The organism is Lactococcus petauri, from assembly GCF_002154895.1.
Lineage (GTDB): Bacteria > Bacillota > Bacilli > Lactobacillales > Streptococcaceae > Lactococcus > Lactococcus petauri.
This window is the reverse complement of sequence record NZ_MUIZ01000006.1, coordinates 60,104-81,415: the sequence shown is the minus strand read 5'-3', so window position 1 is coordinate 81,415 and position 21,312 is coordinate 60,104. Positions and strand designations below refer to the sequence as shown.

Below are 21,312 nucleotides of genomic sequence, written 5' to 3'. Positions count from 1 at the left end.
ATTTCATTTATCGTGTTGCATTATAATAAACATGAGAATTTTCAAGTTGGCCACGTGCTTGTATGAGTTGATTGACTGTGACGAATGTGTAGCCTTGATTTTTTAACTTTTGAATAACTCTTGCTGCTCCATCGACAGATGTATCATAAATATCATGCATGAGGATAATGGAGCCATCATAAACTTCATTCATGACAACTTGTTCAATCTGATCCACATTTTTACTTTCCCAATCTAAAGAATCCACACTCCACTGAATAATCGGAGTTTGTGCTATTTTATTAATTTGAGGTGTTGTGGCACCGTAAGGAGGACGTAAACCTTGAGGACGAATCCCCACTGTCTTCTGCATCAAATCTGAAGTTTTTTTGATTTCATCTTGGGCTTGTTTTGCTGAAAGCTGTGGCAGATTCTCGTGATTATAAGTATGCGATCCCACTTGATTTCCTAAAGCATGTTCCTTTTTAACTAATTCTGGATACAGTTCAAGACGATTTCCGAGTACGAAAAATGTCGCAGGGACATTTGCCTTCTTTAAAATGGAAAGCAAGCGTGGTGTCGTCTGTGGATCTGGTCCATCATCAAAAGTTAAAGCCACTAATTTCTTATGAGCCAGCGCTTTACTTTGCACTTGTTGGGCAGAAGGAATTTTTATTTTCGAGTGTTGCGCTTCTTCTTTTAAATTTCCCACTAGAATCTGCGGTTTGACTATCTCTCCTAACTCACTCAGGGGCACTGAAACTTTCGTATATAAGTTTGTGCTACTGTTGACTTGACCAGGTCTCAAAAAGAAATCCAGGCATTTATTATCCAAGATAAAGGCATTAAAATTTTCCTCAATCGGCTGTAAGCCCTCGCTTAACACCTGCTTAGTTCTCTGGTTTGAATTCTCTTTGAGCTTCACCATTTTCTCATAAATATTTTGTGCGACACTGCTGAGATCTGCCTTGTCCTTAAATAAATCAGCAAGCTGTAATTCCTTATTTTCTTTCAAATTATAAGTTTTAGTGATGACTTGGTTTTCGGCTTGGACACGCGCATTGCTTCTGCGCATCACATTAAATTTGAAACTTACGATATCTGGGGAAAACTCATAAGCTTCAAAAGATTGAAACAACGAACCCTTCTCAGCTGTATCCTTTTCTGGTGTACAGTTTTTAAAAGAAGATAGTTCTTTATTGGAAAATTCTTCCAACTTTTGATTAATCACTTTATTTTTTGTCTTGGGATAATTCATCAAGATATGATAGCCTTGATCTTCCTCCTTCGTTTCAATACCTACTCCTTTAGACGCTGTACTTCGAATATAAGTATTTTCGGAAGTTTTCTTGTTTTCTTTTTCTGTTATTTTTACCAGTAGGCTGGCTGCTCCAAAAACGATCGTAAGCGCGAGTAAGACACTGCCTGCTTTCAGCCATTTCTTCTTCATAATTGCCTCTTTTTCTCCTCTATTATCTCTACTGTTAAGATAACAATAATTTTTGACACTTTCAAATATTTAGTATACTTTCTAGGAAAAGAAGCTTAAAATATTGGGGATAGAGCCTTACAAATGTTATAATAACTTTATAAGTTTATCAAAGTGTAAGATTATTGTAGACTATAAGGAGGAAAGCATGAATAAATATCTTAAAGGCTACCTAATAGGTAAAGCCATTGAAATAACAGTTGCCGGTACTGCGGTAATGGTTGCTAAACATAAAGGATTAATTGATGCGGAAATGCGTCCTACCTTTAAAGAAGACGCTTTTGCTGAAAATCAAAAACGCGCAAAACGCAAACGACTTGCGCGCTAAAACTTACTAAAATTACTTTTGGAGGTCTACCTATGAATAAAAATCTCATCACTGGTTTCGTTGCCGGTAACATTGTCACTCTTGCTGCTTTGTTCACTGCAGGCGCAATCTACAAAAAACGTGTTGTTGACCCGATTGAACACAAATGGGAGTTTGCACAAGAAAGTCGTAAAAAAGCAAATCGTAAACGTATTGCTCATTAATTAAAAAAATGCGTACTACTTAGAGGTAGAACGCATTTTTTTATTTGTCAAAATTCTCTTCTTGATCAAGCAAGCTATCACTAAATGCGGCAACGTCTTTTCCTGTAACATCAAGCACAACTTGATTGCGCTTCACACCGTCTTCAAAAATTGTAAGCAATTCTTCAAAAACCTGAAGATCAGATACACCAATCTTAAAATAGTATCTCTGAATCTCCTTATAAACAATACTATAATCTTTCGGCAGTTTTTTCACTGCATTTTGCAGAGTGTACCACTCTTTTTTTCCTTCGATGATTTCCTTGAGCTTCATTTTATTGCCTCCCTAATTTTTTTGCTACATTTTGATTAAGTTGCTCTCGGCATTTGTCTCGGTAGGATTTATTGGGGATAGGTCGCCGTTGGTCGAACAGTTCCGCAACAAAAGCTTCCTTATCTTCACCAATCACAGCCGATACATCTTCATGGTCAAATGCTGTTTCTTCAAAAAAATCAAGTAAGCTACTCATGATGGGGATCAGATTTCGACCTGTCAAATCACTATATCTTTGGATTTCTCCATCAAGCTCTGCCCATATGCGTTGGTAACTCTCCGGCAGACGTTTCACTCTTTCTGAAAAATCTGTCCTTGCCACAGTCATATCTTTTCCTGTTATTCGCTCCCAAAAATTCATCATTTCTCCTTACTTCTTATCTCAGAAAGTTTTTCTGAGATGAAATCCCAACGTAACCAAAAAGCTACTAGTTCCTCTTTTCCTGCAGTATTCAATTTAAAAAACTTACGTGATGGACCTTTCTCTGAGGCTTTTTTTTCCGTTTCCAGTAAGTTTTGTCGTTCAAGGCGAGAAGTTATCGTGTAAACTGTGCCTTCTGCTACATTTGTAAATCCTAATTCTTTTAATTGCTGTGTGATGGCGTAACCATATGTTTCACCTTGGCTGATGATTTGCAAGACACAACCTTCTAAAACACCTTTGAGCATTTCCGTATTATTTTTCATTACAACTCCTAATATGTATTACTTAGTACATCTATATAGTAACACATATTAGTGGTATAACAAAGTAAAATACTTTTTTTATGCTATTTAAGCTTTATCATTTGATTTCTCATCTAATCATGGTAGAATAGTAAAAATTATGAAAGAGGTTTTAGAGACTTGAAACAAGAAACAACTTTTGCTCACACTAAATTTGCCAATCCTTTTATGAATGCATCTGGTGTACATTGTATGACTATCGAGGATCTGCAAGAATTAGAAAAATCTGATGCTGGAGCTTATATCACTAAAAGCTGTACCTTGGAAAAGAGAGAAGGAAATCCTTCTCCTCGTTATGTAGACTTAGCTTTAGGAAGCATTAACTCTATGGGTCTTCCTAATCTAGGTTTCGACTATTACTTAGATTATGTTTTGGAAGTACAACAAAATCAAGATAAGCCAACCTTTTTCTCCATTGCTGGTATGAGCCCAGAAGAGAACCTTGAAATGCTGGATCGTATACAAAAGAGTGCATTTTCAGGTATAACTGAACTTAACCTCTCATGTCCAAATGTACCCGGTAAACCTCAATTAGCCTATGATTTCCAAGCAACAGAGCAACTGTTAGAAAAAGTATTTGCTTTCTTCAAGAAACCTTTGGGTGTGAAGCTTCCTCCATATTTTGACTTGGCACATTTCGATCAAATGGCTGATATTCTTAACAAGTTTCCCCTCACTTACGTCAACTCTGTCAATAGTGTCGGAAATGCCCTCTATATCGATACGGAAGAGGAATCTGTTGTAATTAAACCTAAAAATGGCTTTGGTGGTCTTGGTGGCCAATACATCAAACCAACAGCTTTAGCCAACGTACGTGCCTTCTACACGCGTCTTAAACCAGAAATACAAATCATCGGAACAGGCGGTATCGAAACAGGACAAGATGCATTTGAACATCTTCTCTGTGGTGCAAGCATGCTCCAAATTGGGACCGCCCTCCACAAAGAAGGGCCAGAGATTTTCCCAAGAATCATTAGAGAACTTCAAGAAATCATGGACAAAAAAGGCTACCAATCTATTGATGAATTCCGTGGTAAACTCAAAAGTCTTTAATATAAAAAATTAAACTAAGGTAAAGCCTTAGTTTTTCTTTTTCAAGTTATTTATAGGGCACCCTATAAATAACTTGACTTTATTTAGTATGTGCTGTAAAATAGTATTTAACACTTCATACAAGAAATTCTTTTTACTTTTTAGAATTTATGCCCTTCCATTTTATGCTAAGACAGAGCAGGAAGAAAACAAAATTTATAGAAAGAAATGTTAAGCTACATACCTTTCACACTACCTCAGTATGAAGTTTATTTTTATATACCCAAATTTTCAAAACTCAAATCACGCTATCGACACCAAACTAAATCTTGGGCGCCAACAGTAGCTCACTGTGAACTTTAAAAACAAGGGAAATAATGTTAAAAATTTCAAATTTATCCGTCGAGTATAAAGGCAACCTTGCCTTAGAAAATATTTCACTGCACATACCTGAAGGCTCCTGTACAGGAGTTATTGGACCTAACGGTGCGGGCAAATCAACTTTGATGAAAAGTATCTTAGAGATGATTCCAACCAAATCCGGTTCTGTTACTATCAATGAAACTCCACTCAAGAATTTCAAGAGAAAGATTGCCTATGTTGCACAACGTAGTGAGATTGATCTCAGTTTTCCAATCACGGTCTTTGATACGGTTTTGACAGGTACATATCCAAACTTAAAGCTCTTTCAAAAGCCCCGTAAAAAAGAAAGACAAAAAGCCGAACATGCACTTCATAAACTTGGGTTGGATGATTTTAAAGATCGCCAGCTAAGCGCTTTGTCAGGTGGACAATTGCAACGTGTTTTCATCGCTCGTGCGTTGGCGCAAGAAGCTGACTATTACTTTTTAGATGAACCTTTCGTTGGTATCGATATGATGAGCGAAAAAATCATTATTAACATACTTGAAGAGTTACGACAGAACGGTAAAACGATTATCATCGTACACCACAATCTCCATAATGTTAAAGCGTATTTTGATTATCTGATTATTCTTAATAAAAAACTGATTGGCGCTGATTATACAGCCCAATGTTTCACTAATGAAAATCTTCAAAAAGCTTACGGTGAAGCCCTAGGCAATATCATCATCAAGGAAAGCGAGGGCTAAGTCACAGTGGATATTTTATTTTTTCTTTCAGATATAACCGGCCTTACTGTAACCATGCTGAGTGCTTTTATCGCTTCCATTTTGTTAGGGATTATCTCCGGAATTTTAGGGAGCTTTATCGTTTTGAGACGTCTTTCTCTTATGGGCGATGCTTTATCTCATGCGGTCTTACCAGGTGTTGCAATCTCTTATATGCTAGGGATAAATGTTTTGATTGGCGCAACAGTATCTGGGATTTTAGGTGCAATTCTGATTCAATTTATCATCAAACATAGTAGTTTGAAGACAGATGCTTCGATTGGTATTATCCTGAGTAGCTTCTTTGCTCTAGGAATCATATTAATTACAAAAGCTGAAAGTGGTGCGGATCTTAATCATATACTTTTTGGAAATATCCTTGCTGTTACACCGCACGAACTTGTTCAGTCTTTCGCTTTATTGGTTGCTGTTGTTCTGGTAGTCAAACTCTTCTTCAAGGAGCTGCTGATTACTTCCTTTGATCCAACTATGTCTAAAGCCTATGGTTTAAACAATACTTTTTATCACTATTTACTGATGATTTTGCTGACGCTTTTTACTATTTCTGCTTTGTCACAAGTCGGGATTGTACTTGTAGTTGCGATGCTTATTATACCTGCATCAATCTCTTATCTGTGGGTCAATAAATTGCCACATATGATTGCGATGTCTTCTATTTTAGGTGTATTATTTGGTGTTTTGGGCGTTATTATCAGTTTCCAATATGATTTGCCAACAAGCGCAACTATTGTAATCGTTGGAGCACTCACCTTTGCCCTCTCCTTTTTCCTCAGCCCTCGCAACGGATTTATCCGCTATCCTAAGAAAGGATCTCAATCATGAACCGCAAACAACTCTCTTTAATTACCATTTTAGCATCACTTCTTTTATTTCTTACAGCATGCTCGCCCAAAAAAGAAGAAAGTAAGGCATCAGACACACTTAAGGTTGTAACCACCTACTCCATCATTGCCGATATTGCTGAAAATATCGGAAAAGACCATGTTGATGTTTATAGTATGGTTCCACGTGGTATTGATCCCCATCAGTACGATCCCAAACCCAATGATACTCAAGCAGTTGAAAAAGCCGACCTTGTCTTTTACAATGGCCTCAATTTGGAAACTGGAAAAGGTTGGTTTGATAAACTGATTAAAAATAGTCGTAAAGAAGATTCAACCTTTATGGTCAGTCATGGTGTTACTCCCATTCACTTAAGTGAAAAAGGCAAAGAAAGCGAAGAAGATCCGCATGCTTGGCTTAATATTCAAAATGGCATTATCTATGCCCAAAATATCGAAAAAGAGCTTTCAAAGAAAGATCCCCAGAATAAAGAAGATTATCAAAAAAATCTCAAAGTATACACGGATAAATTGCAACAATTGGACACAGAAGCAAAAGCTAAGATTGCAACCATCCCGCAGGAAGACCGCATCTTAGTTACCAGCGAAGGTGCATTTAAGTATTTCTCAAAACAATATGGTCTGACAGCTGAATATGTCTGGGAAATCAATACAGATAACCAAGGTACACCAGCCCAACTCAACCGCATTAACACGATTGTCAAAGACAAAAATGTCAAAGCACTCTTTGTGGAAACCAGTGTTTCACCAAAAACGATGGAATCGGTCTCTAGACAAACTGGTGTAAAAATCTACTCAAAAATCTTTACTGACTCTCTTGCTGACGAAGGTCAGAAAGGTGATACCTATTACGATATGCTCCAATGGAATATTGAGCATATTACCGATGGGTTGAGTGGTAAGTAATCGTCATTTTCTTAAGAATATCAAAAAACTACCAATGTCTTGGTAGTTTTTTGATTCGTTTTTTCAAAACATGAGCTTTAGCTCAGCAAGGTTTTCCCTCTTAGTCTTCCGTATACCAGTCATAGTGGAAAATTCCATCCATGTCTGTACGTTCATATGTGTGCGCACCGAAGTAGTCACGTTGTGCTTGGATAAGGTTTGCTGGCAAGTTTGCTGAGCGGTAGCTATCATAGTAGCTGATTGCACTTGTGAATGTTGGTACTGGGATACCGGCTTGAACAGCAAGGCTTACAACATCACGTACTGCTGCTTGGTAACGTTTTGTAATATCGATGAAGTATTCATCCAAGAGAAGATTTTCAAGGTCGGCATCTTTGTCAAAAGCATCTGTAATGTTTTGCAAGAATTCCGCACGAATGATACATCCCGCACGCCAGATTTGAGCGATTGTACCGTAAGGAAGATCCCAATCGTATTCCTTAGAAGCTTGACGAAGTTGGGCAAAACCTTGAGCATAGCTCATAATTTTTGAGAAATAGAGCGCTTGACGGATTTTTTCGACAATTTCAGCTTTGTCGCCTGTAAATTTCACTTCTGGACCTGATAAGATAGAGCTTGCTTTCACACGTTCATCTTTATAAGTTGAGATGAAACGGGCAAACACGGATTCAGTAATCAATGGCAATGGAACTCCCAAGTCAAGTGAACTTTGTGACGTCCATTTACCTGTACCTTTATTACCGGCTTTATCAAGGATTTTATCCACGATATAACCGTTTGTACCTTGATCATCTTTACGTTTAAGTACTTCTTTTGTGATTTCGATAAGGTAGCTGTCTAACTCACCTTCATTCCATTCTTCAAAGATCGATTGGATTTCAGCATTATCAAGACCAAGTACACGTTTCAAAAGATCATAAGATTCAGCAATGAGTTGCATATCGCCATACTCGATACCATTGTGGACCATTTTTACATAGTGACCTGCACCATTAGGACCCATATAAGCCACACATGGTTTACCATCTTGAGGTGCTTTACCTGCGATTTGTTCAAAGATTGGTGCAATCAAATCGTAAGCTTCTTTTTGTCCGCCAGGCATGATTGAAGGACCTTCAAGAGCACCCTTTTCACCACCTGAAACACCTGTACCGATAAAGTTAATGCCTGAGTCTGCAAGCTCTGCATTACGACGCATTGTATCTGGGAAATGTGTATTTCCACCATCAATCAAGATGTCACCTTTATCCAAATGTGGTAAAAGTGCTTGAATTGTCGCATCAGTTGCTGGACCAGCTTGTACCATAAGCATGATACGACGTGGTTTTTCAATCGCAGCTACGAATTCTTCGATTGTTTTTGTCAAGACAAAATTTTTATCTGGATGTTCAGCTACAACTTCTTCTGTTTTTGCAGTCGTACGATTAAATAAGGCAACCGTATATCCACGTGATTCAACATTGAGGGCTAAGTTTTTACCCATTACGGCCATACCGACTACGCCAAAGTTAGCTTGAGTCATTGTAAATCCTCCGATTTTTTATTTTTGATAAAACCATTATAACGCAATTTCTTTACAAAAGCTCAAATAAACACTGTAACATTTTTACAAAAAGAAAAACTGCCCGTAGACAGTATCTCTTTTACCACTCTGTACCTGAGAGGTCTTTAGCTTTTTTTTCAAGCTCTTCAGCTTCTTCAGAAATCTTACCAAAGTCAACATTATCTTCTACTACTTCTGCAGCATCTTCTTTAACATCTTCAACCTTATCTGCTACAGCATCCGCACTGTCATCCAACTTTTCTTTAAACTCAGCAGTTTTTTCCACTACTTCGTCAGTAATTTCTGATTCGTTTTCATCGAAAAGTTCTTCGGTGCCTTCTTTGGCTTGATTGATTTTATCAACAATCGCATCACGTGTACTATTGAAAAATTCGATAACAGAGTCTTTTGAAAGTTCACCTGAGTCAACTTTTTCTTTAATCAGATCACGTTTGCTTGTCAAATAATCTTTTGCTGAGTCTGCAGAAATTTCTCCTGATTCAAAACGTTCTTTAATATCATTGAATTTTTCTGTCGAAAAATCGCGTAAGTTGTTCAATGCGGCTTCTGGATTATCTTTAAAGTCGTCGTACATCTTGCTCGCATCTTCACGCATTTCGCTTCCTTTTTTAGGGGCGAAAAACAAAGCTGCAGCGGCACCAATCAAAGCTCCTGCTAAAAATCCTGATTTTTTAGACATATTATTTATCCTCCACTTTCTTTTTCTTGTTCTTCTTCATAAATTTATTTGCTGTTTTAGCCAATACTAAGGTTGAAGCTGAACGACCGACGGTTCCCGATTTTCTTGAGAAACGTTCAACCATGTCGCGACTGCTCTTATTCACCGCAGTAACGCTCTCTGAAAGCTCTGCTACTGCAACGAAGAGAGGGTCAATTGTTGCAACTTTTCCATTAACATCGTCTAAAAGAACATTGGCTTTTGCCATCAAGCCATCCGCTTGGTGAAGCAAAACATCGACATCACTAGAGACGAGTTTCACCGTACGATTGGCTTCCTCAACAACTTTTGAAACTTTAACTAAAAGTACAATTAAGAAGATAACCAAAGCTGCAAAAGCAATTGCAATGATCAGCCAGGCTATATTTTGTACACTAATTTCTCCCATACTTCACCTCCGAAACCGCTTAAATTCAAACGGTAATTTTACTTTATTATAGCAAAATTAATATTTTTTATAAACTAATTTGGCACATAAATTTCTCCTCGGTATTTAGGGCACTCGTACCAGCGTTTTGGGGGATTTTTAGCTTTATTCCTTTTTTATTCTTTCCTCAGAAAAAAGCTCGTCCTTACCTTAAAAGTTTATGTGAGAGATTGCCAGCTTCTTTGACAAGCTCGGTGATGAAAGTGTAGCTTTTGCTGTAAAATTTTTCGGAATTCTTGGCTTCTTGTATAGGTGCTTCTTTTGGTCCTCTTTCGTCAAGCAATTTATCTTTATCTAGTGAAACGCTTCGTTTTGTTATATTTTGGGTATAAATGTTAAGCGCATCTTTATTTGTCTTTTTCAGTGGGACAGTTGTTTTGTGGATGTTGAGAGTATCTGAGGGAATGGTACGGACGGTCCTCGTTTGCTGATGGAGTATATTAAAAATACCAAATGTGATGAGTCCAACAGTTGTCACAAGTGCAAGTGTACGTTTCATTTTTCGCTCCTCTTCTCCTCTTAATACCTCTATTTTACGCTTACTATCCTGAAGTTGAACTTACTTTTTTGTAATATAAAAAAAAGTGTATCTTTTGCCTTGCTACAAAAGATACACTTTTACATTCTTTTCTTAATCAATTTTTTTCAAACGTCTGATAAGCACAAACGCTATCCCGGCAATAATCATTAAAGCTGAGAAGACCTGTGATACGCGGAATGCTCCCCACATCAGACTGTCTGTCCGCATGCCTTCCACAATAAAGCGTACTGCCCCATACCAGATAAGGTAGAAAGCAAAGATTTCCCCACGCTTGAGCCCTGGAATACGATGACGGAAAATCATAATGAGGAGGAAACCTGAAAAGGTTCCGATACTTTCATAGAGGAAAGTGGGTATTCGATAAGCTCCATCAATAAACATCTGCTCCCGAATAAAGGTCGGCAGATAATTTAAGTTGTTTACCGCATCGCCATAGGCTTCCTGATTAACAAAATTTCCCCAACGTCCAAAAGCTTGGCCAATAAGTACACCCGGAATACTCACATCCAGTAAATCCAGAGGATTAATCATCCGATAATAAGAAAAGACAAACAGGACAATTGCTCCTGCAATCAGTCCGCCATAAATGGCACCACCGCCGTCCCAAAGAGCGATAATTTCACTTGGATGTTGGCTATAATAATCCCATTGAAAAGCAACATAGTAGGCCCGGACACCGATAAGTCCGACGGGGAAAGCCCACAAGATAAAGTCAATCACATCATCTGAGGTCAAACCTCGCCGCGGTGCTTCCTTACACGCTAGCCAGACACCGAGAGCAGCCCCTGTCACAATAAAAATCGCATACCAATGAATGGAAAAAGGGCCCAACTCTAAAGCAATCTTATTCATTGCTAAATATGGAAAATTGTTCACTTTAACTCCTTAGCTATTGTTTTCGATTAAATGTGTCAAACGATCTTCAAAAAGCGCTGTTGCATCATAGCCCATGTCTTTGGCACGGTAGTTCATCACAGCAGCTTCAATGATAGTCGAAACATTACGCCCTGTTTTGACAGGAATCTTAATCTGTGGCACTTCAACATCGGCGAGGATAATATTTTTCACACCATTACCCAAACGGTCAAATTCGCCCCCAACTTCGTAAGGCTCAAGATAGATTGTTAAATCAATATCCGTCTGATCTTTGACTGCACGCGCACCGTACAAGCTCATCACATCAATAATCCCGACACCGCGAAGTTCCAAGAAATTTTGCAAGACTGGCGCAGGTTCTCCTGCTAAAGTAAAGGCATCTCTTTGGAAAACATCAACACGATCATCAGCTACAAGTCGGTGATTACGCGCCACCAAGTCCAAAGCCGTTTCTGATTTCCCGATTCCGCTTGCTCCCTGAATCAAAACCCCAACACCATAAATATCCATCAGCACACCGTGTACACTGACACGCTCTGCCAACTCTTCATCTAAGTAAGAGGTCAGAATACTGTTCAGACGGCTAGTTGTCTCACGTGATTGCAATAAGACAATATCATGCTTACGTGCAGCATTCACCATCTCTTCCGGAATTTCAAGATTACGTGCCACGATAACGACAGGAGTTATCTCTGTCATTACTTTTTTGAGTATATCATAACGCGCATCGCCTACCTCGTTCATCATGTAGGACCATTCCTTCATCCCGAAAAGTTGTATCCGTTCAGGGGTAAAGTATTCAAAATAACCAGACATTTCCAAACCGGGGCGTAAAATATCTGAGGTGGTAATTTCTTTTTGAAGTGCTGTTTCTGTCGAGTAGATAACATTAAACTTGATTTTTTTGATGAGATCTTGCACTGTGACTGTCATATCTGTCTCCTCTTGTCTTTTTCTCCCCTTATTATATCAAAATATAGATAATAATCCTTTTTGCTTAGGCTAGAAAAGTGTAATATTTGATTCCAATTTGATAGCTAAAGTATAACTTAGCATACTGGTTCATCTTAGAGCTAAAAATAGTAAAAAAAATAATGGATGTTATCCATTATTTGATTTTGCTGAGTTTTACAAACTTGTCTACTTTATAAGCCACGTAAATTCTGCGACCTAAAAGGAAGCTTGCGATAAAGAACCAAAACCATTGGGCCTGGAAAAAGGCGATGGAAAAAATCCATGCTTCAATGATTGTTCCAAGTATAAAAGAGTAAAATCGTGATTTTAACATAGATTAACTATATCATACCCAAGAACTGAGGTCAAATATGCTAAACGAAATTTCCATCACAACGTAACTTTCTTTACAATAGTTTTTTCCTTCGCTTCCTGATAGAAAAAAGTTTGGGGATACTGTATAATACATTATGATCATAGCACATCAGCAGCTTTGAGATTAACTTTAGAAAGAAGATTACTTAATGGAAAAAGTACATGATGAAGGTCCTTTCTACCATGGGACGAAAGCCAAACTTAAAATAGTGGATTATTTAAGGGCGGGTTTTGCCTCTAATTATGACTCACGTGTGACTATGAATCATATCTATTTTACAGCATTAAAAGATGGCGCTGGCTTTGCTGCACAAATCGCTGCTGGAAAAGCTGAGGTAGCGCATGTCTACCTGGTGGAACCAACAGGCCCTTATGAAAATGATCCCAACGTGACCGATAAAAAATTCCCTGGTAACCCAACTCGTTCTTATCGATCTACTGCACCCCTAAAAATAATTGCTGAGGTGACCGATTGGGTGGAGCAACCTCAAGATAAGATTGATAGTTTACGTGAAAAAATAGCTGCACGTACTACAAACAATAAATCAACTATCATTAATTAAATCCCACTTACATCCAACTAAATTTTAAAGCGGGTTAAAGCAAAAAGATAGCTCTCGGTTTGAAATAGATATTTCATTTGTAGCTATTGATTTTCTTATTGAACTCAATACACAGCGTATCATTAAAGGGAACGATATAACACGTGATGCCTTCAAGCAACGCTGGTCTTTTACCACAAACGGAGATAAACTAAAAGTTAATAAGATTAAAGCCTTAAAAATCTAAGGCAACTGAATCTTATTCTCCTATATCATCTAGCAAAAAAACTACAAATTTGGTAAAATGAGGTGCTATGGAAAAAATTAAAAACTTTGCTAAGACTGAAGCTTTCACTTATCTCGTCTTCGGTGTCTTGACGACCCTTGTCTATTACGTCTTTATGCAGTCAAGCTTTTACCTGCTTAATCACCCTGGAATAAACGCTGGGGCGATTTCAGAGGCTATCGGACAAATTGTTAGTATTATCTTCGCTTTCTTTACCAATAAAATTTGGGTTTTCAAGCATAAATCTACGCACATTTTCCGTGATTTCCTTAACTTTGCTGCCGGACGTTTATTCTTCATGCTTTTGGCCATCGTTCTGAAGTGGTGGTTTATTGATAGTCATCCAGAAATTTTGATGGATCTCTTGCACTTGAAAAAACCAGTAGTCGTTCTTGCCCTTTCACTGGCAATCCAAGTATTGAATATTGTCTTGAACTACTTCTATTCTAAATTTATTGTTTTCCGTAAAAAAGCGAAAGTATAAATGCATAATAAAAAAACGTCTGCCAAAACAGAGCGTTTTTTTTATTTTCTAATTTCTTTAATAAATGCAACAATCTCACCACGTCGGGTTTCGATTTGACCAAAGGACTTTTTCTGATAAGTAGCATTGAATACTGCTCCGATGATAATAACTTTAGCAATAAAAATAAACCAAATCATTAAACCAAAAATAAGCAAGGAACCAACCAGTTTAAAGTCACGCATTTGCCCTAAAGCTCGACTTAAATAGGCCCCAAAAAAATGAGGCAGTGCCACAAGGACCAAGGTAGAGAAAATGGTCCCCGGCATAATATAGCGGAGTTTATGTATTTTGACATTGGGTAAGACAAAGTACAGTAAAATCAAAGAAATAAGCACCACAATGATGACAACTGGTAAGGTAGCTGTTTGCAAAGTCCGGTACAGTCGATCATCAAAGGCAAAGAGGTTCTCATGCACATAGGTCAAAATCACCTGACCAAATGTTGAAATTAAAATAGTTAAAGAGAGCATAACCATGAGCCCCAAGCCAACAACTAAACCAATAATTCGGCTGAGAATGAAGTCTCGATGTTCTGAAACCTCATAAGCTTTATTCATAGCCATCTGTAAGGTCGCAAGTGCACGGGAAAATGTCCAGAAGCCAGCCAAAACGGAAATCGAAAGTAATCCTGTATTGGGATTTTCCAAGACATTTCGGATAAATCCAACACTCATATCATAAATCTGCTCCGGAATCTGATCATGAAGCACATCCAAAATCATATCAATATCAAGATTTAAGAAGGGGAGAATGTTGGCAAAAATCAAAAGTAGCGGGAAAATGGATAAAAGCAAGTAATAAGCCACAGCAATACTTGATAAGGACATCTCTGAACTTTTATAAAAGTTCATAAAGTCCTTCAAAGTTTGCCAAGACGACACACGTTGAAAAAGAGCTTTCATCTGGTCTTCTCCTCCTTTCATTTTTACGTCTTAATAAATAGGAGAAACTTATTAGTAAGTGCCTTCTTCTCCTTGGCTTGTCAAAATTACTGGGCCATCTTTGGTAATGACAAACTGATGTTCATATTGACATGATAAACCACCATCCAATGTCTTATGCATCCAGCCTGTTTCCATATCCGTATCAATTTCCCAAGTTCCTGTCGAAATCATTGGTTCAACGGTCAAAACCATACCCTCACGCAAACGTAAACCACGTCCAGCTTTTCCGTAATGAGGCACAAGTGGATCTTCGTGGAAGGTTGGGCCCATACCATGTCCGACAAGGTCACGAACTACGCCATAACCACGACTTTCTGCATGTTCTTGAATAGCTGCTCCAATGTCCCCGATACGGTTACCAACGACAGCTTGTTCGATTCCAAGATAGAGACACTCACGTGTCACATCCATAAGATTTTTAACTTCTTCTGATGGTGTGCCTACAGCATAAGCCCAGCAGCTATCTGCAATAGCTCCGCTGAAACCTTCGGTATATTTCTTCATCTCAGGAACATTATCAAAATCAAGTTTTGAAACATCGACAGAACCATCTTCAACCATGCCCAAAACCATGTCTACTTTGATAAGGTCGCCATCTTTTAATTTCATGTGACGAGGGAAACTATGCGCAACCTCATCGTTCAATGAACAGCATGTGGCATAAGGATAATCCATAATTGAACCATCTACACCGATTTGGAGAGGAAGAGTATTATTTTCTTTACATACTTTTCGTACATACTCTTCGATTTCCCACATGTCGATACCTGGTTTTATCAAATCACGCAAACCGATGTGGATACTTGCCAACAAAGAGCCGGCACGATCCATTTGATCTATTTCACGTTGAGATTTTAATGTAATCACTATTTTTACCTTCTTCTAAATATTTCTTTAATCGCAATGATAATCCTATTTTATCATAAAAATACTGTGGTAGAAAGCCCCGAAAAATGCACAGGAGCTGATTTTTCTGGAATTTCTTGATATAATTTTGTTATATAAATTTCACAAGGGAGCAAAAAATGGCTTTAGCAAAAGTAGTTTATGCAAGTATGACCGGCAATACGCAAGAAATCGCGGAAATTGTCGCTGATAAATTGGAAGATTTAGGTCTTGATGTAGATTTGGACGAATGTACTTCAGTTGATGCTGACGAATTCGAAGATGCGGATCTTTGTATCGTTGCCACTTATACTTATGGTGATGGTGAATTGCCAGATGAAATCGTTGATTTCTATGAAGACTTGCAAGATGTTGATCTTTCTGGAAAAACTTTCGGTGTCTGTGGTTCAGGGGATACTTTCTATGATGATTTCTGTATTTGTGTCGACATGTTTGAGGAACAATTTGCACTTACTGGAGCTGAAAAAGGGGCAGAATCTGTCAAAGTTGACTTGAATGCTGAAGATGAAGATATTACAAATCTTGAGGCTTTTGCGGAAACATTAGCGTCCAAAGTTCAATAAAAGAAAAAACTGCTCTTGAGCAGTTTTTTTATAGACTAAACATCAAAATTCCCGCCGCAACGGCGACATTCAAAGACTCTGCACGTCCAGGCATCTCTATATGGACAAGCTGATCGGCCACCGCGACTGCCTGAGCAGAGACACCTGCGCCTTCATTCCCCATAACTAAGGCAAAATCCTTTTCAGCTACAAGTTCTTTATGACTGATGGACTGGTTAGATAAAGTGGTAACATAAAGAGGAATGTGCGCTTTTTGCAATTCCGTAAAATCTGCCACAGACAAAATAGGAATGTGAAAGTTACTCCCTTGCATACTTCGCATCACTTTTGGAGCATAAATATCTGCCGTATCTCCGAGACAAAGTACTGCTGAAAATCCTGCAGCATCAGCTGTCCGAATCATCGTCCCGACATTGCCAGGATCTTGGACATTTTCAAGTACTAAGTACTTACCGTTCTTCAACTCAACTTTCACTTCTTCGAAAGCTACCTCAGCGACAACACCTTGCGGTGTTCCAGCATCCGATAGGCTTTTAAGAACTTCTGAACTCACTGCGATAACTTCTTCCAGATGTGCAACTTGGTGATATTTGTTTTCTTCGACAAAGATTTGTAAAATTTTCGCTCCCGAATTGACAGCTTCTTCTAGCAAATGAAAGCCCTCAATAAGATAAGAATTTTTGCGATATTTTTTCTTTGTCAGCAGCTTACGTGCTTCTTTTATTTTTTTATTGTCTTTTGCTGTAATAATTTCCATTTGCTATAATTATAACATAGAATACATGAAGATTTTTATTTTCCTATAAGGAGGTGTAAGTATGTATAAGGTTAAAATGATTGCTCACGGACAGGTACAAGGTGTTGGTTTCCGTTATGGTACAGTCCAAATCGCACGGCAACTCAAACTCAAAGGGCGCGTATGGAATAATTCTGATGGCACTGTGGGGCTTTATGTCCAGTCTGATAGTCAGAAAGCTTTGTCAGACTTCGAAGATAAACTTCGGAAAGGCCCCACTCCTTTTGCTTCAGTCACAAAACTCGAAACCTATCCAGACGAATTCCCGGACTTTAAAAATTTTGATATTAAATATTAATGAACAACCAAAAAAAGACTGTCTTAAACAGGCCTTTTTTTGTTTTACCAGTTAAAAAGATTAAGAAGCATCAAATGCCATTTGACTTCATTGGCATAGTACATATTTCCCCCGTTAACGTAGAGTTTCCCTCCGCTATTCATTAAAGAATCGACCGTTACATGGTAATAGGTTGCACTCGTGGTGTTTCCCAAGCTAGGTGCTACAACTGTACGTGAATACTTTTCAGCCAGTTCTAAATTATTTTTTCCACCGTTTTTCGCAACATAATCTATATATGCTTGACCAAAGTTATATGCTTGAACTCCTGTCCAAATATCAACTTTTTTATCTTCAGCGTACTCTAAAACTTTACAAAGATTGGAAACACCTTGCGCAATACTTTTATCTTCATCTGAAATACTATTTTGATTGCCATTCAAACTCTCGCTTGACTGCATAACATCCGCAGCATTTCCTTTTGTCTCTGTATAAATAATAGCCAATGCAAGCTTTGTATCGCCCTCTAAGCCTTGAGCTTTCAAGGTTGCATCAACCGATTTTTCATATTGCATCACATTTTTTACGTTTCTATAAGTTCTGTGCACGTAAAAACCTGCTCCGACCACTGCTGCCAGTAGCGCAAGCTTGATGAATAGCTTCAAAATTTTCAACATTTATCTATTCCTAATCATTTTTTCGACGGCTCATGTCTCAATTCCAGTTGTTATTATATGCCATCTCATGTTAAAAACTTCTCTAGCATTTCCACCTTTATTTACTTATCACTGTTCATTTTTATTCGGTGGTGGAAATTTTGTTAAAAAAGTCGTACTTATATTCTAGACTAAAGGAAACCCTTTTGTCAAATCTAATGCAAATTGGCGAACCTCTTGAAGGGCAAATTCATCATCTTTATTTGATAATGCTTTAATAATTGCTTGTGCAATCTTACGACTTTCTTCTTCTTTCATACCGCGGCTAGTGATTGCCGCTGCACCTATACGCACACCACTTGTTTTAAAAGGACTAAGCTCCTCACCAGGAACAGAGTTTTTATTGAGGGTGATGTTAACAGTATCAAGGAGATTTTGTGCTTCTTTACCGTTAATGCCAAGCTCTGTTACTTTGACGAGGAATAGATGGTTGTCTGTACCATCTGAGATAACGTGTAAACCGGCTCTGCTAAATTCATCAGCCATAGCTGCTGTATTTTTCACTACTTGATCAATATAGATTGAAAAATCTGGTGACAAGGCTTCTTTAAAAGCAACTGCTTTAGCAGCAATGACATGCTCTAAAGGACCGCCTTGTAAACCTGGGAAGATAGCGCTGTTGATTTTTTTAGCTAGCTCCGCATCATTTGTCAAAATGAGACCACCACGTGGACCACGTAATGTTTTATGTGTTGTAGAAGTTACTACATCTGCATAAGGGAAAGGACTTGGATGGTGACCTGTAGCCACAAGACCAGCAATATGAGCCATGTCTACCATCAATTTTGCACCAACACGGTCTGCAATCTCACGGAATTTTGAAAAATCAATAATACGCGAATAAGCTGATGCTCCAGCAACAATAAGTGCTGGGCGATGCTTTTCAGCTTGTTCTGCAATTTCGTCAAAATCAAGCAACTCTGTTTCTGGATTAAGACCGTAAGAAACAAAATTATACATCTTGCCTGAGAAGTTGACTTGAGAACCATGAGTCAAATGACCACCAGAATTCAAGTCCATACCTAGTACAGTATCTCCGGGCTCAATCAGTGCCATGTAAGCTGCTGCATTGGCTTGTGAGCCAGAATGTGGCTGCACATTAGCAAAGTCTGCATGGAAGAGTTCTTTGGCGCGCTCGATGGCCAAGTTTTCCACCACATCTACAGCTTCTGTCCCGCCGTAATAACGCTTTTCCGGATAACCTTCTGCGTATTTATTTGTTAAGACAGATCCCTGAGCTGCACGTACCGCTGGGGATACGATATTTTCTGAGGCAATTAACTCAATTGTTTCTTGTTGTCGAACTTCTTCGGCATGAATAGCAGCCCAAAGTTCTGGATCAAACGCTTCAAAATTATAAATTTCCATGTATGTCTCCTTTGCCTTATACGATGCTTACCTCAAGTTTTTTTGATTGCGTGGGTAGCTTTTGTACATCTTCCATTATATCTAAAGCAAAGTGCCGAACCAAATTATTTGTTCAGACAATTTCAGATAATTCTGGAACCGCATCAAGAAGTTCTTGCGCTGTAATTGCCCCTTGACGTAAAATTTTGGGCTTTTCACCAGAGAGATCCAAAATCGTTGTATCTAAACCATAAATACTGTCATCTTGAAGTGCAACAGCTGCTTTATCAAGGATAGCAGATGTTAAATCCTCATAGAAACGTGGACTTGGTGAGCCCGTAAGATTAGCAGATGGACCAACTAAAACCCCTAAAGCTTTAATTACTTCTTGTGTGGCTGGAATTGAAGGCATTCGGAATCCAACAGTAGTTTTCCCCACATGTATCCACTCGGGAACTTCCGGACTTGCTTCTAAGATAATTGTCAAGGGTCCAGGTAGAAAAGTTTTCACGAGTTTTTCAAGGTAAGCAGGTTGATGTACTGAAAATTTTAAAATTGTGTCGTAATCTGCTACGTTCATATTCAACGCTTTTTCAACAGGACGTCCTTTTACAGCATAAAGTTTTTGCACCGCTGCTTCGTTGGTTGCATCCGCAAAAATGCCGTAAACTGTTTCTGTCGGTAGTACTGCCAATTCTCCTGCTTTTAAAGCTGCTATTGCTTTTTCAACTGTCATTTTATAGCTCCTTTCTTAAGTAGCATTTATCTTTAAGTCGTTTTCCATCTTCGTAAATCGGAAAACTATAATGGTCAATAAAATAATTTTTTATCTTATGGGTGTATGTAAAACCACAAGCTTCATAGAAAAGAACATTTCCAGATTCCTCGTCGGTTCCAACGGTCATAACGCCTTGGCCTTTGTACTTTTTAAAAAGGTAATCTAAAAGTGCTCTCCCATAGCCTTGTCCTTGTGCTTCTGTAGCTACAGCTAGATTTTCAATTTCGAGAGTCGGGCTAACTACACATACTGCCCTGACTTCGGACTGATCCATCAGCACAAAAAGTTCACCTTTTGCAAGATAGCTCATAATATGCTCGTGATCATCAGCTAAAAGAAGTAAAGGGAGATAGCTCTCTTTCTTTACTTCTATACGTTTTATTTCCATCTATGTCACACTTATCATACGATCTTTTTCAAAAATATCACGGTGCACACATACTTTTTTAGCAGGAAAAGCCTTCTCAAACAAGTCTTTCACTGCTTGACCTTGTTTATATCCAATTTCTAAATATATTCTTCCTTGTGGCTTTAAAAATTGGTGAGCTGCTTCAGCAATTTTCTGATAAATTGCCAGCCCTTGCTTTTCAGCAAAGAGTGCACTATCCGGTTCAAAGCGAATGACGGATTGATCCATTTCATATGTTTCATCAAAGGCAATATAGGGAGGATTGGACACAATAATATCGTACTGACCTGGGATATTTTCAAAGACATCAGAGAGAATGAAATTAAGAGAAAGTTGATGTGTTTTTGCGTTCAATTGAGCAAGTTCAAGTGCTTTTTCTGAAAGATCAGATGCAGTAATATCCCACTGTTTTCTTTTCTGAGCGAGCGCTAGAGCAATAGCACCCGATCCTGTACCAATATCTAAAACCGCGCGTTTATCTTGCTCATTTTCAGCGAGAATCATCTGCACCAGCTCTTCTGTTTCTGGACGTGGAATCAGAACACGCTCATCCACAGCAAGTTTTAAATCACAGAATTCAGCCCATCCCACAATATATTGTGGCGGTTCATTATTTTTTAAACGTTGCGCGACAGATGTAAGTGCAGCTAAATCCGTATCTGAAATCGTTTCTCTTTGTAAATTTAACCACTGTAATTTTGTAATCTCGTGTAAATTTCTCCAGACGAATTCCAGAGCAAAAGGCTCTTCCAAACCTTGGGATAATTGGTGCACAGCCTCAATCCATAACATTTTTTC

At 38.3% G+C, this 21,312-nt stretch carries 29 protein-coding genes; 10 read left to right on the top strand and 19 right to left on the bottom strand.

Features of this window, described 5'->3' with window-relative positions; translation table 11 throughout:
• Positions 1 to 7: 7 nt before the first annotated feature.
• On the bottom strand, positions 8 to 1,429 hold the full coding sequence (locus tag BZZ03_RS09335; RefSeq protein WP_086583095.1) for a polysaccharide deacetylase family protein: 1,422 nt from the start codon (positions 1,427 to 1,429) through the stop codon (positions 8 to 10).
• Between the two features lie 187 nt (positions 1,430 to 1,616).
• On the opposite strand from BZZ03_RS09335, the gene BZZ03_RS09330 reads away from it, so the two are divergent.
• Positions 1,617 to 1,796: a DUF3042 family protein gene (locus BZZ03_RS09330; protein ID WP_029345891.1), complete on the top strand. Its 180-nt coding sequence runs from the start codon at positions 1,617 to 1,619 to the stop codon at positions 1,794 to 1,796.
• 32 nt (positions 1,797 to 1,828) lie between these two features.
• Positions 1,829 to 1,999 (top strand): DUF3042 family protein, encoded by a 171-nt coding sequence (locus BZZ03_RS09325; protein WP_014025228.1) that lies wholly within the window; start codon positions 1,829 to 1,831, stop codon positions 1,997 to 1,999.
• Between the two features lie 40 nt (positions 2,000 to 2,039).
• Here the strand turns inward: BZZ03_RS09325 and BZZ03_RS09320 are convergent, their stop codons facing one another.
• Genes BZZ03_RS09320 through BZZ03_RS09310 form a run of 3 tightly spaced genes read right to left on the bottom strand, consistent with a single transcriptional unit; the run spans position 2,040 to position 2,999 of the window.
• A complete protein-coding gene (locus BZZ03_RS09320) occupies positions 2,040 to 2,312 on the bottom strand; it encodes a DUF1048 domain-containing protein (RefSeq protein ID WP_019294245.1) in 273 nt (90 codons plus the stop codon).
• A gap of 1 nt (position 2,313) precedes the next feature.
• Positions 2,314 to 2,673 carry a DUF1048 domain-containing protein gene (locus BZZ03_RS09315; RefSeq protein WP_086583094.1) on the bottom strand — a complete coding sequence of 120 codons (360 nt, stop codon included), beginning with the start codon at positions 2,671 to 2,673 and terminating at the stop codon, positions 2,314 to 2,316.
• Positions 2,673 to 2,999 (bottom strand): PadR family transcriptional regulator, encoded by a 327-nt coding sequence (locus BZZ03_RS09310; protein ID WP_086583093.1) that lies wholly within the window; start codon positions 2,997 to 2,999, stop codon positions 2,673 to 2,675. Before BZZ03_RS09310 ends, BZZ03_RS09315 begins: the two co-directional genes overlap by 1 nt.
• 159 nt (positions 3,000 to 3,158) lie before the next feature.
• Between BZZ03_RS09310 and BZZ03_RS09305 the strand changes: the two genes are divergently transcribed.
• The 4 genes from BZZ03_RS09305 to BZZ03_RS09290 all read left to right on the top strand — a co-directional run bounded on the left by BZZ03_RS09305 (position 3,159) and on the right by BZZ03_RS09290 (position 6,969).
• The gene (locus tag BZZ03_RS09305; RefSeq protein ID WP_086583092.1) at positions 3,159 to 4,091 is read left to right on the top strand and encodes a dihydroorotate oxidase; all 933 of its coding nucleotides are present in this window, start codon (positions 3,159 to 3,161) and stop codon (positions 4,089 to 4,091) included.
• 356 nt (positions 4,092 to 4,447) lie between these two features.
• Entirely contained in the window at positions 4,448 to 5,182 is a 735-nt protein-coding gene (locus BZZ03_RS09300) for a metal ABC transporter ATP-binding protein (protein WP_086583091.1), read from the top strand.
• A gap of 6 nt (positions 5,183 to 5,188) precedes the next feature.
• The gene (locus BZZ03_RS09295; RefSeq protein WP_061414644.1) at positions 5,189 to 6,043 is read left to right on the top strand and encodes a metal ABC transporter permease; all 855 of its coding nucleotides are present in this window, start codon (positions 5,189 to 5,191) and stop codon (positions 6,041 to 6,043) included.
• On the top strand, positions 6,040 to 6,969 hold the full coding sequence (locus BZZ03_RS09290; protein ID WP_086583090.1) for a metal ABC transporter substrate-binding protein: 930 nt from the start codon (positions 6,040 to 6,042) through the stop codon (positions 6,967 to 6,969). The genes BZZ03_RS09295 and BZZ03_RS09290 overlap by 4 nt, the downstream gene beginning before the upstream one ends.
• Before the next feature lie 100 nt (positions 6,970 to 7,069).
• On the opposite strand, the gene gndA is transcribed toward BZZ03_RS09290, so the two are convergent.
• The 7 genes from gndA to BZZ03_RS09255 form a co-directional block, all read right to left on the bottom strand.
• Positions 7,070 to 8,491, bottom strand: a complete 1,422-nt coding sequence (gene gndA, locus BZZ03_RS09285) for an NADP-dependent phosphogluconate dehydrogenase (RefSeq protein ID WP_061414650.1) — start codon at positions 8,489 to 8,491, stop codon at positions 7,070 to 7,072.
• A gap of 121 nt (positions 8,492 to 8,612) precedes the next feature.
• Positions 8,613 to 9,212 carry a YtxH domain-containing protein gene (locus BZZ03_RS09280; protein WP_086583089.1) on the bottom strand — a complete coding sequence of 200 codons (600 nt, stop codon included), beginning with the start codon at positions 9,210 to 9,212 and terminating at the stop codon, positions 8,613 to 8,615.
• Position 9,213: 1 nt separating this feature from the next.
• Complete coding sequence (locus tag BZZ03_RS09275) at positions 9,214 to 9,639, bottom strand: DUF948 domain-containing protein (protein ID WP_003134326.1); 426 nt, start codon at positions 9,637 to 9,639, stop codon at positions 9,214 to 9,216.
• A gap of 184 nt (positions 9,640 to 9,823) precedes the next feature.
• Positions 9,824 to 10,177, bottom strand: coding sequence for a hypothetical protein (locus BZZ03_RS09270; protein WP_086583088.1), 354 nt, complete (start codon positions 10,175 to 10,177; stop codon positions 9,824 to 9,826).
• Between the two features lie 132 nt (positions 10,178 to 10,309).
• The gene (gene lgt / locus BZZ03_RS09265) at positions 10,310 to 11,071 is read right to left on the bottom strand and encodes a prolipoprotein diacylglyceryl transferase (protein WP_207781790.1); all 762 of its coding nucleotides are present in this window, start codon (positions 11,069 to 11,071) and stop codon (positions 10,310 to 10,312) included.
• A gap of 33 nt (positions 11,072 to 11,104) precedes the next feature.
• Positions 11,105 to 12,028, bottom strand: coding sequence for an HPr(Ser) kinase/phosphatase (gene hprK / locus BZZ03_RS09260; protein ID WP_019293392.1), 924 nt, complete (start codon positions 12,026 to 12,028; stop codon positions 11,105 to 11,107).
• 175 nt (positions 12,029 to 12,203) lie between these two features.
• A complete protein-coding gene (locus BZZ03_RS09255) occupies positions 12,204 to 12,383 on the bottom strand; it encodes a hypothetical protein (RefSeq protein ID WP_014025241.1) in 180 nt (59 codons plus the stop codon).
• 190 nt (positions 12,384 to 12,573) lie between these two features.
• Between BZZ03_RS09255 and arr the strand changes: the two genes are divergently transcribed.
• Both arr and BZZ03_RS09245 read left to right on the top strand, forming a co-directional pair.
• Positions 12,574 to 12,987: an NAD(+)--rifampin ADP-ribosyltransferase gene (arr, locus tag BZZ03_RS09250; protein ID WP_086583087.1), complete on the top strand. Its 414-nt coding sequence runs from the start codon at positions 12,574 to 12,576 to the stop codon at positions 12,985 to 12,987.
• A gap of 293 nt (positions 12,988 to 13,280) precedes the next feature.
• Complete coding sequence (locus tag BZZ03_RS09245; RefSeq protein WP_003134318.1) at positions 13,281 to 13,736, top strand: GtrA family protein; 456 nt, start codon at positions 13,281 to 13,283, stop codon at positions 13,734 to 13,736.
• 41 nt (positions 13,737 to 13,777) lie between these two features.
• Here BZZ03_RS09245 and BZZ03_RS09240 read toward each other — a convergent pair whose 3' ends face one another.
• Positions 13,778 to 14,680: a YihY/virulence factor BrkB family protein gene (locus BZZ03_RS09240; protein ID WP_086583086.1), complete on the bottom strand. Its 903-nt coding sequence runs from the start codon at positions 14,678 to 14,680 to the stop codon at positions 13,778 to 13,780.
• A 51-nt stretch (positions 14,681 to 14,731) separates the two neighbouring features.
• The gene (locus BZZ03_RS09235; RefSeq protein ID WP_019293395.1) at positions 14,732 to 15,589 is read right to left on the bottom strand and encodes a methionyl aminopeptidase; all 858 of its coding nucleotides are present in this window, start codon (positions 15,587 to 15,589) and stop codon (positions 14,732 to 14,734) included.
• 158 nt (positions 15,590 to 15,747) lie between these two features.
• Here BZZ03_RS09235 and BZZ03_RS09230 point away from each other — a divergent pair, with 158 nt between their 5' ends.
• On the top strand, positions 15,748 to 16,191 hold the full coding sequence (locus BZZ03_RS09230; RefSeq protein ID WP_019293396.1) for a flavodoxin: 444 nt from the start codon (positions 15,748 to 15,750) through the stop codon (positions 16,189 to 16,191).
• Positions 16,192 to 16,219: 28 nt separating this feature from the next.
• On the opposite strand, the gene BZZ03_RS09225 is transcribed toward BZZ03_RS09230, so the two are convergent.
• Entirely contained in the window at positions 16,220 to 16,948 is a 729-nt protein-coding gene (locus tag BZZ03_RS09225) for a TrmH family RNA methyltransferase (RefSeq protein WP_061414663.1), read from the bottom strand.
• A 61-nt stretch (positions 16,949 to 17,009) separates the two neighbouring features.
• On the opposite strand from BZZ03_RS09225, the gene BZZ03_RS09220 reads away from it, so the two are divergent.
• On the top strand, positions 17,010 to 17,285 hold the full coding sequence (locus BZZ03_RS09220) for an acylphosphatase (RefSeq protein WP_061414666.1): 276 nt from the start codon (positions 17,010 to 17,012) through the stop codon (positions 17,283 to 17,285).
• A 44-nt stretch (positions 17,286 to 17,329) separates the two neighbouring features.
• On the opposite strand, the gene BZZ03_RS09215 is transcribed toward BZZ03_RS09220, so the two are convergent.
• The 5 genes from BZZ03_RS09215 to prmC form a co-directional block, all read right to left on the bottom strand.
• Positions 17,330 to 17,941 (bottom strand): lysozyme family protein, encoded by a 612-nt coding sequence (locus tag BZZ03_RS09215; protein WP_061414669.1) that lies wholly within the window; start codon positions 17,939 to 17,941, stop codon positions 17,330 to 17,332.
• Between the two features lie 165 nt (positions 17,942 to 18,106).
• Positions 18,107 to 19,348: a serine hydroxymethyltransferase gene (gene glyA / locus BZZ03_RS09210; protein ID WP_019293400.1), complete on the bottom strand. Its 1,242-nt coding sequence runs from the start codon at positions 19,346 to 19,348 to the stop codon at positions 18,107 to 18,109.
• Between the two features lie 112 nt (positions 19,349 to 19,460).
• Complete coding sequence (locus BZZ03_RS09205) at positions 19,461 to 20,063, bottom strand: L-threonylcarbamoyladenylate synthase (protein WP_019293401.1); 603 nt, start codon at positions 20,061 to 20,063, stop codon at positions 19,461 to 19,463.
• A gap of 1 nt (position 20,064) precedes the next feature.
• Positions 20,065 to 20,493: a GNAT family N-acetyltransferase gene (locus tag BZZ03_RS09200; protein ID WP_086583085.1), complete on the bottom strand. Its 429-nt coding sequence runs from the start codon at positions 20,491 to 20,493 to the stop codon at positions 20,065 to 20,067.
• Positions 20,494 to 21,306 (bottom strand): peptide chain release factor N(5)-glutamine methyltransferase, encoded by an 813-nt coding sequence (prmC, locus tag BZZ03_RS09195; protein ID WP_086583084.1) that lies wholly within the window; start codon positions 21,304 to 21,306, stop codon positions 20,494 to 20,496.
• Positions 21,307 to 21,312: the final 6 nt, after the last annotated feature.

Coding starts and splice junctions, on each gene's coding strand:
- BZZ03_RS09320 (WP_019294245.1), bottom strand. CDS start 2,312: ATGAAGCTCAAGGAAATCATCGAAGGAAAAAAAGAGTGGTACACTCTG.
- gndA (WP_061414650.1), bottom strand. CDS start 8,491: ATGACTCAAGCTAACTTTGGCGTAGTCGGTATGGCCGTAATGGGTAAA.
- BZZ03_RS09255 (WP_014025241.1), bottom strand. CDS start 12,383: ATGTTAAAATCACGATTTTACTCTTTTATACTTGGAACAATCATTGAA.
- BZZ03_RS09330 (WP_029345891.1), top strand. CDS start 1,617: ATGAATAAATATCTTAAAGGCTACCTAATAGGTAAAGCCATTGAAATA.
- arr (WP_086583087.1), top strand. CDS start 12,574: ATGGAAAAAGTACATGATGAAGGTCCTTTCTACCATGGGACGAAAGCC.
- BZZ03_RS09240 (WP_086583086.1), bottom strand. CDS start 14,680: ATGAAAGCTCTTTTTCAACGTGTGTCGTCTTGGCAAACTTTGAAGGAC.
- BZZ03_RS09230 (WP_019293396.1), top strand. CDS start 15,748: ATGGCTTTAGCAAAAGTAGTTTATGCAAGTATGACCGGCAATACGCAA.
- BZZ03_RS09315 (WP_086583094.1), bottom strand. CDS start 2,673: ATGAATTTTTGGGAGCGAATAACAGGAAAAGATATGACTGTGGCAAGG.
- BZZ03_RS09325 (WP_014025228.1), top strand. CDS start 1,829: ATGAATAAAAATCTCATCACTGGTTTCGTTGCCGGTAACATTGTCACT.
- BZZ03_RS09270 (WP_086583088.1), bottom strand. CDS start 10,177: ATGAAACGTACACTTGCACTTGTGACAACTGTTGGACTCATCACATTT.
- BZZ03_RS09300 (WP_086583091.1), top strand. CDS start 4,448: ATGTTAAAAATTTCAAATTTATCCGTCGAGTATAAAGGCAACCTTGCC.
- BZZ03_RS09310 (WP_086583093.1), bottom strand. CDS start 2,999: ATGAAAAATAATACGGAAATGCTCAAAGGTGTTTTAGAAGGTTGTGTC.
- BZZ03_RS09200 (WP_086583085.1), bottom strand. CDS start 20,493: ATGGAAATAAAACGTATAGAAGTAAAGAAAGAGAGCTATCTCCCTTTA.
- BZZ03_RS09280 (WP_086583089.1), bottom strand. CDS start 9,212: ATGTCTAAAAAATCAGGATTTTTAGCAGGAGCTTTGATTGGTGCCGCT.
- hprK (WP_019293392.1), bottom strand. CDS start 12,028: ATGACAGTCACAGTGCAAGATCTCATCAAAAAAATCAAGTTTAATGTT.
- BZZ03_RS09245 (WP_003134318.1), top strand. CDS start 13,281: ATGGAAAAAATTAAAAACTTTGCTAAGACTGAAGCTTTCACTTATCTC.
- lgt (WP_207781790.1), bottom strand. CDS start 11,071: ATGAATAAGATTGCTTTAGAGTTGGGCCCTTTTTCCATTCATTGGTAT.
- BZZ03_RS09335 (WP_086583095.1), bottom strand. CDS start 1,429: ATGAAGAAGAAATGGCTGAAAGCAGGCAGTGTCTTACTCGCGCTTACG.
- glyA (WP_019293400.1), bottom strand. CDS start 19,348: ATGGAAATTTATAATTTTGAAGCGTTTGATCCAGAACTTTGGGCTGCT.
- prmC (WP_086583084.1), bottom strand. CDS start 21,306: ATGTTATGGATTGAGGCTGTGCACCAATTATCCCAAGGTTTGGAAGAG.
- BZZ03_RS09220 (WP_061414666.1), top strand. CDS start 17,010: ATGTATAAGGTTAAAATGATTGCTCACGGACAGGTACAAGGTGTTGGT.
- BZZ03_RS09275 (WP_003134326.1), bottom strand. CDS start 9,639: ATGGGAGAAATTAGTGTACAAAATATAGCCTGGCTGATCATTGCAATT.
- BZZ03_RS09225 (WP_061414663.1), bottom strand. CDS start 16,948: ATGGAAATTATTACAGCAAAAGACAATAAAAAAATAAAAGAAGCACGT.
- BZZ03_RS09290 (WP_086583090.1), top strand. CDS start 6,040: ATGAACCGCAAACAACTCTCTTTAATTACCATTTTAGCATCACTTCTT.
- BZZ03_RS09215 (WP_061414669.1), bottom strand. CDS start 17,941: ATGTTGAAAATTTTGAAGCTATTCATCAAGCTTGCGCTACTGGCAGCA.
- BZZ03_RS09205 (WP_019293401.1), bottom strand. CDS start 20,063: ATGACAGTTGAAAAAGCAATAGCAGCTTTAAAAGCAGGAGAATTGGCA.